Below are 13978 nucleotides of genomic sequence, written 5' to 3'. Positions count from 1 at the left end.
ACCGCGTTCACCGGTCGGTCCGCTTCACAGCACACTCGTCATACCGCCGTCGACGTACAGCACCTGCCCGCTCACGAAGTCCGCCGCGGGCGAGGCGAGGAAGAGCACCCCGCCGACCAGGTCCTCCGTACGGCCCCACCGGCCGGCCGGGGTGCGCCGCCGCACCCAGGCGCTGAACTCCTCGTCCTCGACGAGGGGCTGGGTCAGCTCCGTCTCGATGTAACCGGGGCCGAGCCCGTTCACCTGCACCCCGTACTGCCCCCAGTCCGCGCACATGCCCTTGGTGAGCATCTTCAGCGCGCCCTTGGTGGCCGCGTACGGGGCGATGCCCGGACGGACGACCTCGCTCTGCAACGAGCAGATGTTGACGATCTTGCCGTGGCCGCGTTCCGTCATCCGCCGCGCCGCTTCGCGGCCGACCAGGAACGCGCTGGTCAGGTTGGTGTTCAGGATCCGGTGCCAGTCGGTGTCCGTGAACTCCAGGAGCGGCGCCCGCAGTTGCATGCCCGCGTTGTTGACGAGGATGTCGAGCGGGCCCACCCGGTCCTCGACGTCGGCTATTCCGGCGGCCACCGAGGGGCCGTCCGTGACGTCGAAGACCGCGGTGTGGACGTCGCCCGGCAGTTCCGACGCGGCCTTGGTGAGCCGGTCGGCGTCCCGCCCGTTGAGGACGACCGTGCAACCCGCCTCCAGGAGCCCGCGGGCGAGTGCGAACCCGATGCCCCGGCTGGAGCCGGTGACCAGGGCCCGGCGACCACTGATGTCGAACAGAGGGTGGCTCATCCCCGTACTCCCGTCTCTCGTCCTCGTACCCCTAGATGACCAGCGACAGCAGCAGGACCAGCCCGCCCGCCACCACCGAGATGATCGTCTCCATGACGGACCAGGTCTTGACTGTCTGGCCGACGCTGAGGCCGAAGTACTCCTTGACCAGCCAGAACCCGGCGTCGTTGACATGGCTGAAGAAGAGCGAGCCGGCGCCGATCGCGAGGACCAGGAGCGAGGTGTGGGTGGTGGACATGTCGGCCGCGAGGGGCGCGACCAGTCCGGCGGCCGAGATGGTGGCGACGGTCGCGGAGCCGGTCGCGAGGCGGATGGCCACCGCGATCAGCCAGGCGAGCAGCAGCGCGGGGATCGACCAGTCCTTGGAGATGTCCAGGATCATCTGGCCCACGCCGGAGTCGATCAGGGTCTGCTTGAAGCCGCCGCCCGCGCCCACGATCAGCAGGATGCCCGCGATGGGGGCGAGGGACTTCTCGACGGTCGTCGAGATGCGGTCCTTGGTGAAGCCGGCCGCGCGGCCCAGCGTGAACATGCCCACGATCACGGCGGCGAGCAGGGCGATCAGCGGGGAGCCGACGATGTCGAAGACGCGCTGCACCATGTGGGTGGGGTCGTCCACGATGATGTCGACCAGCGCCTTGGAGAGCATGAGGACGACCGGCAGCAGCATGGTGGCGAGGGTGGCGCCGAAGCCGGGACGCTTGTCCAGTTCCTCGGAGGCGCGGGTGGGGATCATGCGGTCGGGGGCCGGGACGTCGACCCAGCGGGCCGCGTAGCGGGAGAAGACCGGGCCCGCGATGATCACCGTCGGGATGGCGACCAGGACGCCCAGCGCGAGCGTGATGCCCAGGTTGGCCTTGACCGCGTCGATCGCGACCAGCGGGCCGGGGTGCGGCGGGATCAGGCCGTGCATCACGGACAGACCGGCCAGCGCCGGGATGCCGATGCGCATCAGGGAGTAGTTGCCGCGCTTGGCGACCATCAGCACGACCGGGATCAGCAGCACGATGCCGACCTCGAAGAACAGCGGCAGACCGATCACCGAGGCGATCAGCACCATCGCCCAGGGCATGGCGCGCCCGCCGGCCTTGGCGAGGATGGTGTCGACGATCTGGTCGGCGCCGCCGGAGTCGGCGAGCAGTTTGCCGAGGATCGCGCCGAGCGCGATCAGGACGCCCACACCGGCGACGGTGGCGCCGAGGCCGGTGGTGAAACTGGCGATGGTCTTGTCCAGCGGGGCCCCGGCGAAGGCGCCGAGGGCGAGCGAGCCGATGGTCAGGGCGAGGAATGCGTGCAGCTTGAACTGGGTGATGAGCAGGACGATGACGGCGATGCCCGCCAGCACGGCGATGCCCAGCTGAGCATGGCCCGCCGAGGTGATCGGCTCGACGGTGTCCGCTGCCAGCATCTCGACGCTGAGTCTGGTCACGGTGGTCCCTTGCTTGAGAAACGTACGTGGGAAAGGTGTTAGAGCGAGGGCTGGGCAAGCCCCTGGAGTGCGGCCACGGCCCGTTCGGTGATCTCCCCGGGGTCGCCGGAGACGTCCACGGAGACACCCGCCTCGTCCGCTTCCAGCGGCTGGAGGGTGGCGAACTGCGAGTCCAGCAGCGCCGTCGGCATGAAGTGCCCCTGACGGTGCGACATCCGGTCCTCGATGAGCGCGCGGTCACCGGTCAGATGGACGAAGACGACCCCGGGCGCCTCGGCCCGCAGCCGGTCGCGATAGCTGCGCTTGAGCGCCGAACTGCTGACCACTCCGCCGAGCCCGTGCCGGTCGTGCGCCCAACGGCCGATGGCGTCCAGCCACGGCCAGCGGTCGTTGTCCGTCAGCGGGGTCCCGGCCGACATCTTGGCGATGTTGGCCTGCGGGTGGAAGTCGTCGCCCTCGGCGTACGGAACGCCGAGCCGGGCCGCAAGCAGGGGACCGATGGTGGTCTTGCCGGTGCCTGCGACGCCCATGACCACGACGACATGGGGGGTGCTCATCGCTGCCTCACTGTCTACGTCACTGTCACGTGACTGTCTTCGTCGACATCTGATGTCGACGACACTGAAACTCATTAGGTACGACGAATTCAAGAGTGTGTGACATATAAGTCTGACTTTTTGTTCCAGGGCTCCGCCTCGTACGCTGACCCCATGACCACACGGGGCCGGGGGCTGCACGGACAAGTACTGGAATCCCTCGGGCCGGCGATCACGGCGGGCGAGTACCCGCCGGGGAGCGTGCTGCGCACCGACGAACTCGCGCAGCGCTTCGAGGTGTCACGCTCCGTGATGCGCGAGGCGGTCAGGGTGCTGGAGTCCATGGACCTGGTCGAGTCCCGTCGCCGCGTCGGCGTCACGGTCCGCCCCAAGGCGGAATGGAACGTGTTCGACCCTCAGGTCATCCGCTGGCGGCTGGCCGGCGCCGACCGCCCCCACCAACTGCGTTCGCTCACCGTGCTGCGCTCCGCCGTCGAGCCGATCGCCGCGGGCCTGTCCGCCCGGCACGCCACCGCCGCGCAGTGCGCGGAACTCACCGAGTGCGCCCTCGGCATGGTGGCCAACTCACGTGGCCACAAGCTGGAGGAGTATCTCGTCCACGACATGGCCTTCCACCGGGTGATCCTCAACGCCTCCGGGAACGAGATGTTCGCCCGTCTCGGTGACGTGGTCGCCGAGGTCCTCGCGGGCCGCACCCACCACGAGGTGATGTTCGAGGACCCCGACCCGGCCGCCGTCACCCTCCACGTCCAGGTCGCGGAGGCGGTCCGCGGGGGCGACGCGTCCCGCGCCGAGGAACTCACCCGCCAGATCACGGTCGGCGCGCTCCAGGAACTGGACATCCTCGCGCCGTAGGCGTCCTACTCCAGGAAGTCGCCGTCGACGTACACCCAGGCACCGTCGACCCGCTCGAACCGGCTCCGCTCGTGCAGCGAACCGCCCCGGTAGGAGGCCCGGAAGGTCACGGTCCCCGCGGAGTGGAAGGCCGACCCCTGCCCCGTGCCGAGGATCTCCAGACCCGTCCACCGCATCCCCGGATCGAAGTCGACCCGCGCCGGCCGTGTCCGCGGATGCCAGGTCCGCAGCAGATACCCCTCGTCCTCCTTGACGAAGGCGCAGTACCGCGACCGCATCAGACGCTCCGCGGTCGGCGCGAGCGCCTCACCGCGGTGGAAGCGCCCACAGCACCGCGCGTACGGCTCGGGCAGCCCGCACGGGCAGCTACGACTGGTCATGACCGCCATTCTCTCCCGGCCCGGAGGGGCCTCTCTGCCGGCCCGGAGGGCCCTACGCCGAGTCGGCGTTGGTCGGCGGGTACGTCGGGCGGGCCGGCATCGGCGCGACCGGTACGGCCAGGGTGGGCAGCGGCGGCAGCTTCGCCGTACGCAGCCAGGCCCCGAACAGGTCGTCCAGCGGCTCGGCCGAGTACCGGGCGGCATGCGCGGTGAACGCCGCCGTGGTGACCGCGCCGCCCCGGTGCAGGGCGGCCCAGCCGCGCACCATGCGGAAGAAGGCGTCGTCGCCCATCGCGCAGCGCAGCGCGTGCAGAGTGAGCCCGCCGCGCTCGTAGAGCCGGTCGTCGAACATCAGCTTGCGGCCCGGGTCGGACAGCACCAGGTCCTTCGGCTGCCCGGACAGCTTGCGGTGCGCGAGAGCGGCCAGCTGCTGGGCCGTACGGCCTCCCGACCGCTCCGACCACAGCCACTCGGCGTACTTCGCGAAGCCCTCGTTCAGCCAGATGTGCCGCCAGTCCGCGATGGACACGCTGTTGCCGAACCACTGGTGCGCCAGCTCGTGCGCGACCAGCCGCTCCGAACCCCGCGCCCCGTCCACGTGGTTGGCGCCGAACAGCGACAACCCCTGTGCCTCGACGGGGACATCGAGCTCCTCCTCGGTCACCACGACGGCGTACTCGCCGAACGGATACGGCCCGAAGATCTGCTCGAACAGCTCCATCATCGCGGGCTGTCGCGCGAAGTCCCGGGAGAACGCGGCGAGCAGATGCGCGGGCAGATGCCCCGTCTGCGGTACGCCGCCGAGCCCGGGGTCGCCGAGCAGCACCGTCTGGTACTTCCCGATCGACATCCCGACCAGATAGCTGGACGTCGGCGCCGCCTGCTCGTACACCCAGGTCGTCGTCGACGCCTTCGTCGTGCGGGTGAGCAGCCGGCCGCCCGCCACCACCGAGTACGCCGACGGCGTCGTGATCGAGATCTGGTACGAGGCCTTGTCGGCGGGGCGGTCGTTGCACGGGTACCAGGAGGGCGCGCCGATCGGCTGGCTCGCCACCAGCGCCCCGTCCTCCAGCTCCTCCCAGCCGAGCTCGCCCCAGGGGCTGGGGACCGGCTTGGGGTTGCCCGACCAGTGCACCTCCACGGTGAACGCGGCCCCGGCCCGTATCGGCTTCGGCGGGCGGACGCGCAACCGGCCGCCCCGGTGCGTGTAGTGCGGTGCCTTGCCGTCGACCCGGACCCGGCCGATCCGGAAGTCGGCCAGGTTCAGCTGGAACTCGGCGAGTGGAGCCCGGCCCGCTATGGCGTTGAGCCGCGCGGTGCCGGACAGCCGGTTGGGGCCGGGGCGGTAGTCCAGCGCGAGCTCATACCGGTGCACCCGGTAACGGGGATCACCGTTGGCCGGGAAGTACGGGTCCGAACCCACTGTCTGCTGAACGCTCACGCTTGCGTCTGCTCCCTGCGCTGTGCTCGTACGACGTGCCGGTGCACCGTCCCCGGACGCCGTACGGGCCGCGCCTAGGAACGCCATGCCTCGATCGGGTTGCCCAGCCAGCGGGTGTCGTCGGGGACGGACTCCGCCGCCATGACGAGCGACGCGGGTCCCAGCGTGCTGCGCGCCCCGACTGTGCTGCCGGGAAGGACGATTCCGCCCGGGCCCAGAGTGGCGCCCTCACGGAGGACAACAGTATCCGTCCGCAAGATCCGGTCGTGGAAGAGGTGGGTCTGCAGGACACAGCCCCGGTTGACCGTGGTCGCGTCCTCCAGGGTCACCAGGTCCGTCTCGGGTAGCCAGTAACTCTCGATCCATGCGCCCTTGCCGATATGGGCGCCGAGGCCGCGCAGCCACGCCGTCATCAGCGGCGTACCGGGCACGGATCCGGCCAGCCACGGCACGGCGACGACCTCGACGAAGGTGTCCGCCAGCTCGTTGCGCCACACGAAACCGCTCCACAGCGGGTGCTCGCCCGCCCGGTGCCGGCCCACCAGCAGCCACTTCGCCACGATGGACGTCAGGCACGCCAGCACACCGACGCCCAGGAACACGACTCCGGCCAGCAGCGGCGCCCAGACGCCCAGCGCGCTCAGCGCGGCGACGGTCAGCACCGCCAGCGCCGCCGAGCAGAACACCGGCACGATCCGGCACAGCTCCACGAGCGCCCGCGCCCACAGCAGCCGCGCGGGCGGGTCGTAGGTACGGCTCTGATCGCCGTCCTGCGTCGAGCGCGGCAGCTTCACCGGCGGCAGACCCAGGTACGAGCTGCCCTTCTTCGCCTTCTTCGGCGTCGCCGACAGCACCCCGACCAGCCCGCCGTCCGGCACGCTGCGGCCCGGCGCGGTCATCCCGGAGTTGCCCAGGAAGGCCCGGCGGCCGATCTCGGCACGCCCGATCCGCATCCAACCGCCGCCCAGTTCGTACGGCGCGGTCAGGGTGTCGTCGGCGAGGAAGGCGCCCTCACCCACGGTGGTGAGACTCGGCAGCGCGAGGACGGTGGAGACCTCGGCACCCCGGCCGATCCTCATACCGAGCAGCCGCAGCCACACCGGCGTGATCAGCCCGGCGTAGAGCGGGAACAGCGTGTCGCGTGAGCGGTCCATCAGCTGCGTGACGGTCCAGGCCTGCCAGCCGATCCGGCTGTGCGTCGGGTAGGTGCCCTCGCGCAGGCCCAGGCTGAGCAGACGCACGCCGACCAGGAGCAGCAGCGCGTACGCGAGCCCGAAGGCGAGCGTGGCCGGGACCAGCGCGAGCGCCGCGCCGCGCAGGGCCGCACCGAGCCCGGCGTCCGCGCTCACGAACAGATGAGCCACCAGGAGCGCGGCCACGGCGGAAAGAACGGGCAGTGCGGTCAGCGCGAAACCGGTCGCGCCGTACATCGCCCGCCAGTACGTACCCCGGCGCGGACGCTCCTTGGGCCAGGCACGCTTCGCCTTGCCGAGCTTGCCGGCGGGCGCTCCGGCCCAGCGCTGCCCGGTGGGAATCTGCCCGGCGACCGCCGAACCCGGCGCCACCTCGGCCCGCTTGCCGACGCGCGCGCCCGGGAAGAGGATGCTGCGCGTCCCGACCACCGCACCGGCGCCGACCTTGACCTGCCCGATCTCCAGCCGGTCACCGTCCAGCCAGTACCCCGACAGGTCCACCTCGGACTCGACGGCGGCGCCCCGGCCCAGCTTGAGCATGCCGGTCACCGGCGGCAGCGAGTGCAGATCGACGTCCGCGCCGACCTTGGCGCCCAGGGCACGCGCGTACCGCTCCAGCCAGGACCCGGTCAGCGAGGCCGCACCACTGAACTCGGCCAGCCGCTCGGCGGTCCACAGCCGCAGATGCACACTTCCGCCGCGCGGGTAGCGCCCGGGCTTGACGCGGCGCAGCAGCAGCCGCGCCCCGCCCGCCGCGATCGCGAGCCGCCCCGGCGGGCTGTAGAGCACGACCGCCCCGGCGCCGACGAGCCACCACGGGGCGCTCGGCGCCCAGGAGTACGGACCGAACCAGTGCAGCACGTTCCCGAGCGCGGCCAGCGCCACGGTCCAGCGCAGCCCCATCAGCGTGAACAGGGGTATCAGCAGGAACAGCTGGGCCACCTTGGCGCGCAGCGGCACCGGGGCGATCAACCGGTCGCCGCCGTCGTCCTGCGCGGACTTCTCCAAGTGCCGGGCCAGCTTGCGCAGGACGGGCTGCTGGTAGATGTCGAGGACGGCGGCGCTGGGGTAGCGGGTGCGCAGCCGGGTGGTGAGCTGGGCGGCGGCGAGGCTGCCACCGCCGATCGCGAAGAAGTCGTCGGACCCGCTGCCGACCGGGATGCCGAGGACCTCGCTCCACTGCTCGGCGAGCCAGGCCTCGGTGCCGTAGAGCTGTTCCTTCGCACCGCCCGTCTCCAGGCCCTCCAGGGGCCAGGGAAGCGCGCCCCGGTCGACCTTGCCCGAGGTACGGGTCGGCAGGTCCGCGACCGGGGCGAGCAGCGGGACGAGGGCCGCGGGCAGCTCGGCGCGCAGCTTCTCGACGGCGGCGGCCTGGTCCCAGCCCTCCTGCGTGACCACATAGCCGACCAGCAGCTGGTTGCCGCTGCGGGCGGTCCGGACGGCGGCGGCGGCGCCCGCCACACCGGGGAGCGCCTGGAGCGCCGTGTCGACCTCGCCGAGCTCGATGCGGCGCCCGCCGAGCTTGATCTGCTCGTCGGCCCGCCCGAGGAAGATCAGCCCCTCCGGCTCGGCCTTGACGAGGTCACCACTGCGGTACGCCCGCTCCCAGCCGAGCGCCTGCAGCGGCGCGTACTTCTCCGCGTCCTTCTCGGCGTCGAGATACCGGGCGAGCCCGACCCCGCCGATCACCAGCTGGCCGCTGTCGCCCATGGCCACGGGCTCGCCGGCATCGTCGACCACGGCCAGCTCCCAGCCGTTCAGCGGCAGCCCGATCCGGATCGGCTCCTCGCCGGTCATCAGCGAGGCACAGGCGACAACGGTCGCCTCGGTGGGCCCGTAGGTGTTCCACACCTCGCGGCCCTCGGTCACCAGTCGCTGGACCAGCTCGGGCGGGCAGGCCTCACCGCCGAAGATCAGCAGCCGTACGTCGGCCAGGGCCTCCGGCTCCCAGAGGGCGGCGAGCGTCGGCACGGTCGAGACGACGCTGATCTCCTGCTCGACCAGCCAGGGCCCCAGGTCGGCGCCGCTGCGCACCTGGGAGCGCGGCACGGGCACCAGGCAGGCGCCGTAGCGCCAGGCCAGCCACATCTCCTCGCAGGAGGCGTCGAAGGCGACGGACAGGCCCGCCATGACCCGGTCGCCGGGCCCGATCGGGTCCTCGGTGAGGAACAGCTCCGCCTCGGCGTCGACGAACGCGGCGGCGCTGCGGTGACTGACAGCCACACCCTTGGGCTTGCCCGTGGACCCGGAGGTGAAGATGATCCAGGCGTCGTGCTCGACAGCGGGCCGCGCGGCGGGCACCTCGGAGGTGCCGTTGACGGTCAGCCGGTGCCCGGCCCCGATGACGGCCCGCACCTCCGCCTCGCCGAAGACCAGCTCGGCCCGCTCGTCGGGGTCCTCGGCGTCCACCGGCACATAGGCCGCGCCCGCGGCCAGTACGGCGAGGATGGCGACGTACAGCTCGTTGGTGCCGGAGGGGACGCGGACGCCGACCCGGTCGCCGAGGCCCACCCCGGCGTCGCTCAGCCGCCGCCGCAGGGCCTCGACCTCGACGGCCAGGGCGCGGTAGGTGAGGGCCCGGTGGCCGTCGTCGAGGGCGGGCTCGTCGGGGTGGGCCCGGACGGTGGCGTCGAGGATGTCGACCAGCGTGCGCGGCGAGGCGGCGACGGAGGCGGAGAAGCGCGCCGGGTCGCCGAACTCCGCGCGCACCTCCTCGTCGGACAGCGCGAGTGCGGGGCCTTGCTCGAGGGCTGCCATCGGGTCCTCACGTGTTGTTCCCGGAGCGTCCGGGGAGCTGGTGGGCCCGCAGGTATGCCTGGGGATATTCCGGTCCAGCTCCAAACAAGCCTTGAATTTTAGTACGACGCTAGTCGCGTACCTGGTCATCAGCCATGCGGGGAGGCCGTCCGAGGGCACCGGAACCACTGATTCCGCTGTGGTGACGGTGCTCTGACATGGGGGTATGTCATCCTGACGAGATCTGCCCCACATCTGTCCGTAACGCGATGAACACGACGAGTTGAGGCCTGCGGTCCGCAGACAAGGGGCCTGCGATGCGTACAACGAGTGAGGGCCGCGACCATCAGGTCGCGGCCCTCACTCCTCTGTGTGTCCGAGGGGGGACTTGAACCCCCACGCCCGATAAAGGGCACTAGCACCTCAAGCTAGCGCGTCTGCCATTCCGCCACCCGGACAAGGTGTCTGTCGCGCGGGGTTTCCCTCGCGGCGACAGAGGAAACATTACCAGGCTTTCGAGGGCCTCCGGTCACACCCCGTCGCCGGGTGAACGGCGTGTGACGGGCCGGGTCCGGCCTTGGGGCGAGGAGGGGGTGGGGGAGAGGATGAGGGGGGACCACCAGCAGTGACAGTGGGAGGAAGCAGCGTGAGCGAGTCGAACACGGCCAGGAGCGTCTCTGGCGAGGACGAGGTCGTGGACCTCTGTCGCGAGCTGATCCAGATCGACACCAGCAACTACGGGGACCACTCCGGACCCGGTGAGCGCAAGGCCGCGGAGTACGTGGCCGAGAAGCTCGCCGAGGTCGGGCTCGAGCCGCAGATCTTCGAGTCGCACAAGGGACGCGCGTCGACCGTCGTCCGTATCGAGGGCGAGGACCGCTCGCGCCCCGGGCTGCTCATCCACGGCCACACCGACGTCGTACCGGCCAACGCGGCGGACTGGACCCATCACCCCTTCTCCGGCGAGATCGCGGACGGGATGGTGTGGGGCCGCGGCGCGGTCGACATGAAGGACATGGACGCCATGACGCTGGCGGTCGTCCGGGACCGGCTGCGCAGCGGGCGCAAGCCGCCGCGTGACATCGTCCTCGCGTTCCTCGCCGACGAGGAGGCCGGCGGTACGTGGGGCGCGCGGCACCTCGTCGACAAGCACCCCGACCTCTTCGAGGGCGTGACCGAGGCGATCGGCGAGGTCGGCGGGTTCTCCTTCACGGTCAACGAGAAGCTGCGGCTGTACCTCGTCGAGACCGCCCAGAAGGGCATGCACTGGATGAAGCTCACCGTGGACGGCACCGCCGGGCACGGTTCGATGATCCACAAGGACAATGCGATCACCGAGCTGTCCGAGGCCGTCGGACGGCTCGGGCGGCACAAGTTCCCGGTCCGGGTGACGAAGACGCTGCGGCACTTCCTCGACGAGCTCGGCGACGCGCTCGGCACCGAGCTCGACCCGGAGAACATGGACGAGACGCTCGCCAAGCTCGGCGGCATCGCCAAGCTCATCGGCGCCTCCCTGCAGAACACCGCCAACCCGACCCAGCTCGGTGCCGGATACAAGGTCAACGTGATTCCGGGGCAGGCGACCGCACACGTCGACGGGCGTTACCTGCCGGGGTACGAGGAGGAGTTCCTCGCCGACCTGGACCGGATTCTCGGACCGCGGGTCAAGCGTGAGGACGTGCACGCGGACAAGGCGCTGGAGACCACCTTCGACGGAGCGCTGGTCGACGCCATGCAGACCGCGCTGTCCGCCGAGGACCCGATCGCGCGGGCCGTGCCCTACATGCTCTCGGCCGGCACCGACGCCAAGTCCTTCGCCGACCTCGGCATCCGCTGCTTCGGCTTCGCCCCCCTGAAGCTGCCGCCGGAGCTGGACTTCGCGGGCATGTTCCACGGGGTCGACGAGCGGGTGCCGGTGGATGCCCTGAAGTTCGGCGTCCGTGTGCTCGACCGCTTCATCGAGGCGTCATGACACGTTGACGCCCGCATTCGCCCGTACGTACGGAGATCACCCGGGACGGGTGAATGCGACCATAAGCTCGTAGCTCTAGTAGTCCCTCCTCGTTACAGGTGATGTGATCCGCTGCTTGGGATCGCATTGCCAACAAGGAGGAATAATGATCAAGAAGGTCGTCGCTGCTGCGGCTGCCACTGGTGGTCTGGTTCTCGCGGGTGCGGGCCTGGCCGTCGCCGACTCGGGTGCCCAGGGTGCCGCTGTGCACTCCCCGGGTGTCATCTCCGGCAACGTCATCCAGGTTCCCGTTCACGTCCCGGTGAACGTTTGCGGCAACACGGTCTCCGTGATCGGGCTGCTGAACCCCGCCTTCGGCAACACTTGCATCAACAACTGACGTTGTGCCTCACCCCATGAGGGTCTGAGCCCCTCGGCCCCGGAGCGCGCGCCATGCGCTCCGGGGCCGACCGGCTTTCGGCGCACGCACAGGACGGATGCGTGCGCGTTCCGGAGGGTCCAAGCCAAGGACTAAGGCAGGGAATTCAGCTATGCGACAGGTCACCCGCAAGGGCCTGATGACCGTGGCGGCCGCGACCGGCGTACTCGCCGCGACCGGAGGCTACGCACACGCCGACTCGGGTGCGAACGGCGCCAGTTCGGACTCGCCCGGCGTGCTGTCGGGCAACACGGTGCAGGCGCCGGTGCACGTGCCGGTCAACGTCTGCGGAAACACCGTGAACGTCGTCGGGTTGCTCAACCCGGCGATGGGCAACAAGTGCGTCAACCACGGCGGCGGTGGGTCGTCCGCCGGGGGGCACGGGAGCGGTTACGGAGGCGGCTACGGCGGTGGCGGCCATGACGGTGGCGGCTACGGAGGTGGTGGCTACGGGAGTGGCGGCCATGACGGTGGTGGCTATGGCGGTGGTGGCTACGGAGGTGGTGGCTACGGGGGTGGTGGTTCGCACTCGGGCGGCTCCCACGCCGGTGGGCACGCGAGTGGCTCGCCGGGCGTCGGCTCCGGCAACCACGTCCAGGTGCCGATCGACGTGCCGGTCAACGTGTGCGGCAACAGCGTGAACGTCGTCGGAGTCGGCAACCCGGCGATGGGCAACGACTGCGCGAACGGACACGGCGGCCACACCCACTACCCGCCCGGCGGCGGTCACCCCGGTCAGCCTGGTCACCCCGGCCATCCTGGTCACCCCGGTTACCCGGGACACCCTGGTTACCCGGGCCAGCCCGGGAACCCGGGACAGCCGGGGCACCCCGGTCAGCCCGGGAACCCAGGGCAGCCCGGACACCCCGGTCAGCCTGGTCACCCCGGGAACCCGGGTCAGCCTGGCACCCCCGGACACCCGGGTACGCCCGGCCACCCCGGAACCCCGGGCACGCCGCCCAGCTCGTACCCCAACCACCCGGGGACGCAGCACGTCTCCCAGCCGCACAGCGCCGCGGCGCAGCTCGCCCACACCGGCAGTGACCTGCCGATCGGCGCGGTGATCCCGGCGGGCGCGGGCGCGCTGCTGGTGGGCGCCGTGCTCTACCGCCGGGCGCGCTCGGGCGCGTAATCGGCAGGACGGAGAGAAGTGTCCGGGCCCGGAACGGGGGCCGGGGCAGCCGTGATCGCTTCGCCACAGGCATCCTGTGGCGAAGCGACCGGCGCGGGCCCGCACTGGCGGGGCCCGCTCCGTTTCAGCCGCTTTCGCTCACCACGTGGCACGCACCTGGCGGATGATCCGCCGGCGCAGCCGCACCTTGCGGCTGCCGTCGGGGTGCAGGCTGAGGCGGTCCAACTCCCAGTGTCCGTACTCCGCATGGTCCGTCAGCAGGCGTGTCGTCTCCTTGCGGGACACCCCGCGCGGCACGTACACGTCGACAAATTCGTATTCCGGCATCGCATCTATTGTGCGGGCAGAGGCCCGGTACGGATAGCGTCTGCACTATGTCTGATGCTGTGCAGCCCACCGCTGCCGAGGTACGCGCCGCCGCCGAGGCTGTCAAGACCGCGCTCGACCGCCACCTGGCCGCGGTCGAGCGCAGGTCGGGCGATGACGACCCGGCCGTATACGAGGCGTTCAACGAGCTGGCCGCCGCGGCCGAGGAGTACGACGAGCTGCTCTACGACCGTTATGACGAGGTCACTCCCTTCGAGATCCCTGGCAGCGACGACACGCTGCCGCCGTACACGGGCCCCGAGGAGCCGAACGCGCTGAGCGTGCTGATCCGCCGGGACTACGCGGTGGTGGAGCCGCAGCGACTGCTGGCACAGGCCCAGCGGGTGGAGGCCGTGGAGGAGAACGGGGCCACCGCGGCCGCGGGCTTCGACGCGGCGTCCGGCACGGTGCACGGGGCGCTGGGAGTCCTGTTCGGCGAGTTCGAGCCGGACGAGATCGCCTCCCGGCACAAGGAGTTCGGCCTGGAGGAAGGCGACTCCACACTCTGGGTCACGGCCGCCGACGAACCGGCCGACCCCGGCGAGTGGCTGGAGACCCCCTTCGAGGCGATCGACCCGCAGCGCGTGGTCTGCCGCTTCGACGTCAGCGCGGTCTTCGACGACGAGTCGGACGACGACGAGCTGGAGGACGACCTCGCCCCGGACTCCGAACTGGACGAGGACGGGGATCTGGAGCCGCTGGACGCCGATCGCTGA

At 70.9% G+C, this 13978-nt stretch carries 12 protein-coding genes and 1 tRNA gene; 5 read left to right on the top strand and 8 right to left on the bottom strand.

The annotated features are described in order from the left end of the window. Nucleotides 1-24 precede the first annotated feature (24 nt). The 3 genes from ACZ7M2_RS37690 to ACZ7M2_RS37680 are packed head-to-tail and all read right to left on the bottom strand — an operon-like array spanning nucleotide 25 to nucleotide 2769. Nucleotides 25-783, bottom strand: coding sequence for an SDR family oxidoreductase (locus ACZ7M2_RS37690; protein WP_060902269.1), 759 nt, complete (start codon nucleotides 781-783; stop codon nucleotides 25-27). Nucleotides 784-814: 31 nt separating this feature from the next. Then, the gene (locus ACZ7M2_RS37685; RefSeq protein ID WP_319744812.1) at nucleotides 815-2212 is read right to left on the bottom strand and encodes a GntT/GntP/DsdX family permease; all 1398 of its coding nucleotides are present in this window, start codon (nucleotides 2210-2212) and stop codon (nucleotides 815-817) included. 38 nt (nucleotides 2213-2250) lie between these two features. After that, nucleotides 2251-2769, bottom strand: coding sequence for a gluconokinase (locus ACZ7M2_RS37680; RefSeq protein WP_471599102.1), 519 nt, complete (start codon nucleotides 2767-2769; stop codon nucleotides 2251-2253). 153 nt (nucleotides 2770-2922) lie between these two features. Between ACZ7M2_RS37680 and ACZ7M2_RS37675 the strand changes: the two genes are divergently transcribed. Further along, nucleotides 2923-3624 (top strand): FadR/GntR family transcriptional regulator, encoded by a 702-nt coding sequence (locus ACZ7M2_RS37675; RefSeq protein WP_471599101.1) that lies wholly within the window; start codon nucleotides 2923-2925, stop codon nucleotides 3622-3624. Nucleotides 3625-3629: 5 nt separating this feature from the next. On the opposite strand, the gene ACZ7M2_RS37670 is transcribed toward ACZ7M2_RS37675, so the two are convergent. The 4 genes from ACZ7M2_RS37670 to ACZ7M2_RS37655 all read right to left on the bottom strand — a co-directional run bounded on the left by ACZ7M2_RS37670 (nucleotide 3630) and on the right by ACZ7M2_RS37655 (nucleotide 9832). Further along, on the bottom strand, nucleotides 3630-4004 hold the full coding sequence (locus ACZ7M2_RS37670; RefSeq protein ID WP_471599100.1) for a YchJ family protein: 375 nt from the start codon (nucleotides 4002-4004) through the stop codon (nucleotides 3630-3632). Nucleotides 4005-4056: 52 nt separating this feature from the next. Next, complete coding sequence (locus tag ACZ7M2_RS37665) at nucleotides 4057-5445, bottom strand: M1 family metallopeptidase (RefSeq protein ID WP_471599099.1); 1389 nt, start codon at nucleotides 5443-5445, stop codon at nucleotides 4057-4059. Nucleotides 5446-5519: 74 nt separating this feature from the next. Continuing rightward, nucleotides 5520-9395, bottom strand: a complete 3876-nt coding sequence (locus ACZ7M2_RS37660; protein WP_471599098.1) for a Pls/PosA family non-ribosomal peptide synthetase — start codon at nucleotides 9393-9395, stop codon at nucleotides 5520-5522. 352 nt (nucleotides 9396-9747) lie between these two features. Continuing rightward, a tRNA-Leu gene (locus ACZ7M2_RS37655) sits at nucleotides 9748-9832 on the bottom strand. A gap of 188 nt (nucleotides 9833-10020) precedes the next feature. On the opposite strand from ACZ7M2_RS37655, the gene ACZ7M2_RS37650 reads away from it, so the two are divergent. The 3 genes from ACZ7M2_RS37650 (at nucleotide 10021) to ACZ7M2_RS37640 (ending at nucleotide 12896) form a co-directional block, all read left to right on the top strand. Then, entirely contained in the window at nucleotides 10021-11346 is a 1326-nt protein-coding gene (locus tag ACZ7M2_RS37650; RefSeq protein ID WP_471599097.1) for a M20/M25/M40 family metallo-hydrolase, read from the top strand. 145 nt (nucleotides 11347-11491) lie between these two features. Continuing rightward, complete coding sequence (gene chpH, locus ACZ7M2_RS37645; protein WP_099940520.1) at nucleotides 11492-11725, top strand: chaplin ChpH; 234 nt, start codon at nucleotides 11492-11494, stop codon at nucleotides 11723-11725. A gap of 151 nt (nucleotides 11726-11876) precedes the next feature. Further along, nucleotides 11877-12896, top strand: coding sequence for a chaplin family protein (locus ACZ7M2_RS37640; protein ID WP_471599096.1), 1020 nt, complete (start codon nucleotides 11877-11879; stop codon nucleotides 12894-12896). Between the two features lie 138 nt (nucleotides 12897-13034). Here ACZ7M2_RS37640 and ACZ7M2_RS37635 read toward each other — a convergent pair whose 3' ends face one another. Beyond that, complete coding sequence (locus tag ACZ7M2_RS37635) at nucleotides 13035-13223, bottom strand: DUF5703 family protein (protein WP_054231126.1); 189 nt, start codon at nucleotides 13221-13223, stop codon at nucleotides 13035-13037. A gap of 47 nt (nucleotides 13224-13270) precedes the next feature. On the opposite strand from ACZ7M2_RS37635, the gene ACZ7M2_RS37630 reads away from it, so the two are divergent. Next, complete coding sequence (locus ACZ7M2_RS37630) at nucleotides 13271-13978, top strand: hypothetical protein (protein WP_075027721.1); 708 nt, start codon at nucleotides 13271-13273, stop codon at nucleotides 13976-13978.

Source organism: Streptomyces sp. NPDC111507 (genome assembly GCF_055638955.1).
This window is presented reverse-complemented; position numbering and strand designations above follow the sequence as displayed.

Bases quoted from the DNA above. Each gene is read 5' to 3' on its own strand.
- ACZ7M2_RS37690 (WP_060902269.1), bottom strand. From the start codon at position 783: ATGAGCCACCCTCTGTTCGACATCAGTGGTCGCCGGGCCCTGGTCACC.
- ACZ7M2_RS37680 (WP_471599102.1), bottom strand. From the start codon at position 2,769: ATGAGCACCCCCCATGTCGTCGTGGTCATGGGCGTCGCAGGCACCGGC.
- ACZ7M2_RS37675 (WP_471599101.1), top strand. From the start codon at position 2,923: ATGACCACACGGGGCCGGGGGCTGCACGGACAAGTACTGGAATCCCTC.
- ACZ7M2_RS37670 (WP_471599100.1), bottom strand. From the start codon at position 4,004: ATGACCAGTCGTAGCTGCCCGTGCGGGCTGCCCGAGCCGTACGCGCGG.
- ACZ7M2_RS37660 (WP_471599098.1), bottom strand. From the start codon at position 9,395: ATGGCAGCCCTCGAGCAAGGCCCCGCACTCGCGCTGTCCGACGAGGAG.
- chpH (WP_099940520.1), top strand. From the start codon at position 11,492: ATGATCAAGAAGGTCGTCGCTGCTGCGGCTGCCACTGGTGGTCTGGTT.
- ACZ7M2_RS37640 (WP_471599096.1), top strand. From the start codon at position 11,877: ATGCGACAGGTCACCCGCAAGGGCCTGATGACCGTGGCGGCCGCGACC.
- ACZ7M2_RS37635 (WP_054231126.1), bottom strand. From the start codon at position 13,223: ATGCCGGAATACGAATTTGTCGACGTGTACGTGCCGCGCGGGGTGTCC.
- ACZ7M2_RS37630 (WP_075027721.1), top strand. From the start codon at position 13,271: ATGTCTGATGCTGTGCAGCCCACCGCTGCCGAGGTACGCGCCGCCGCC.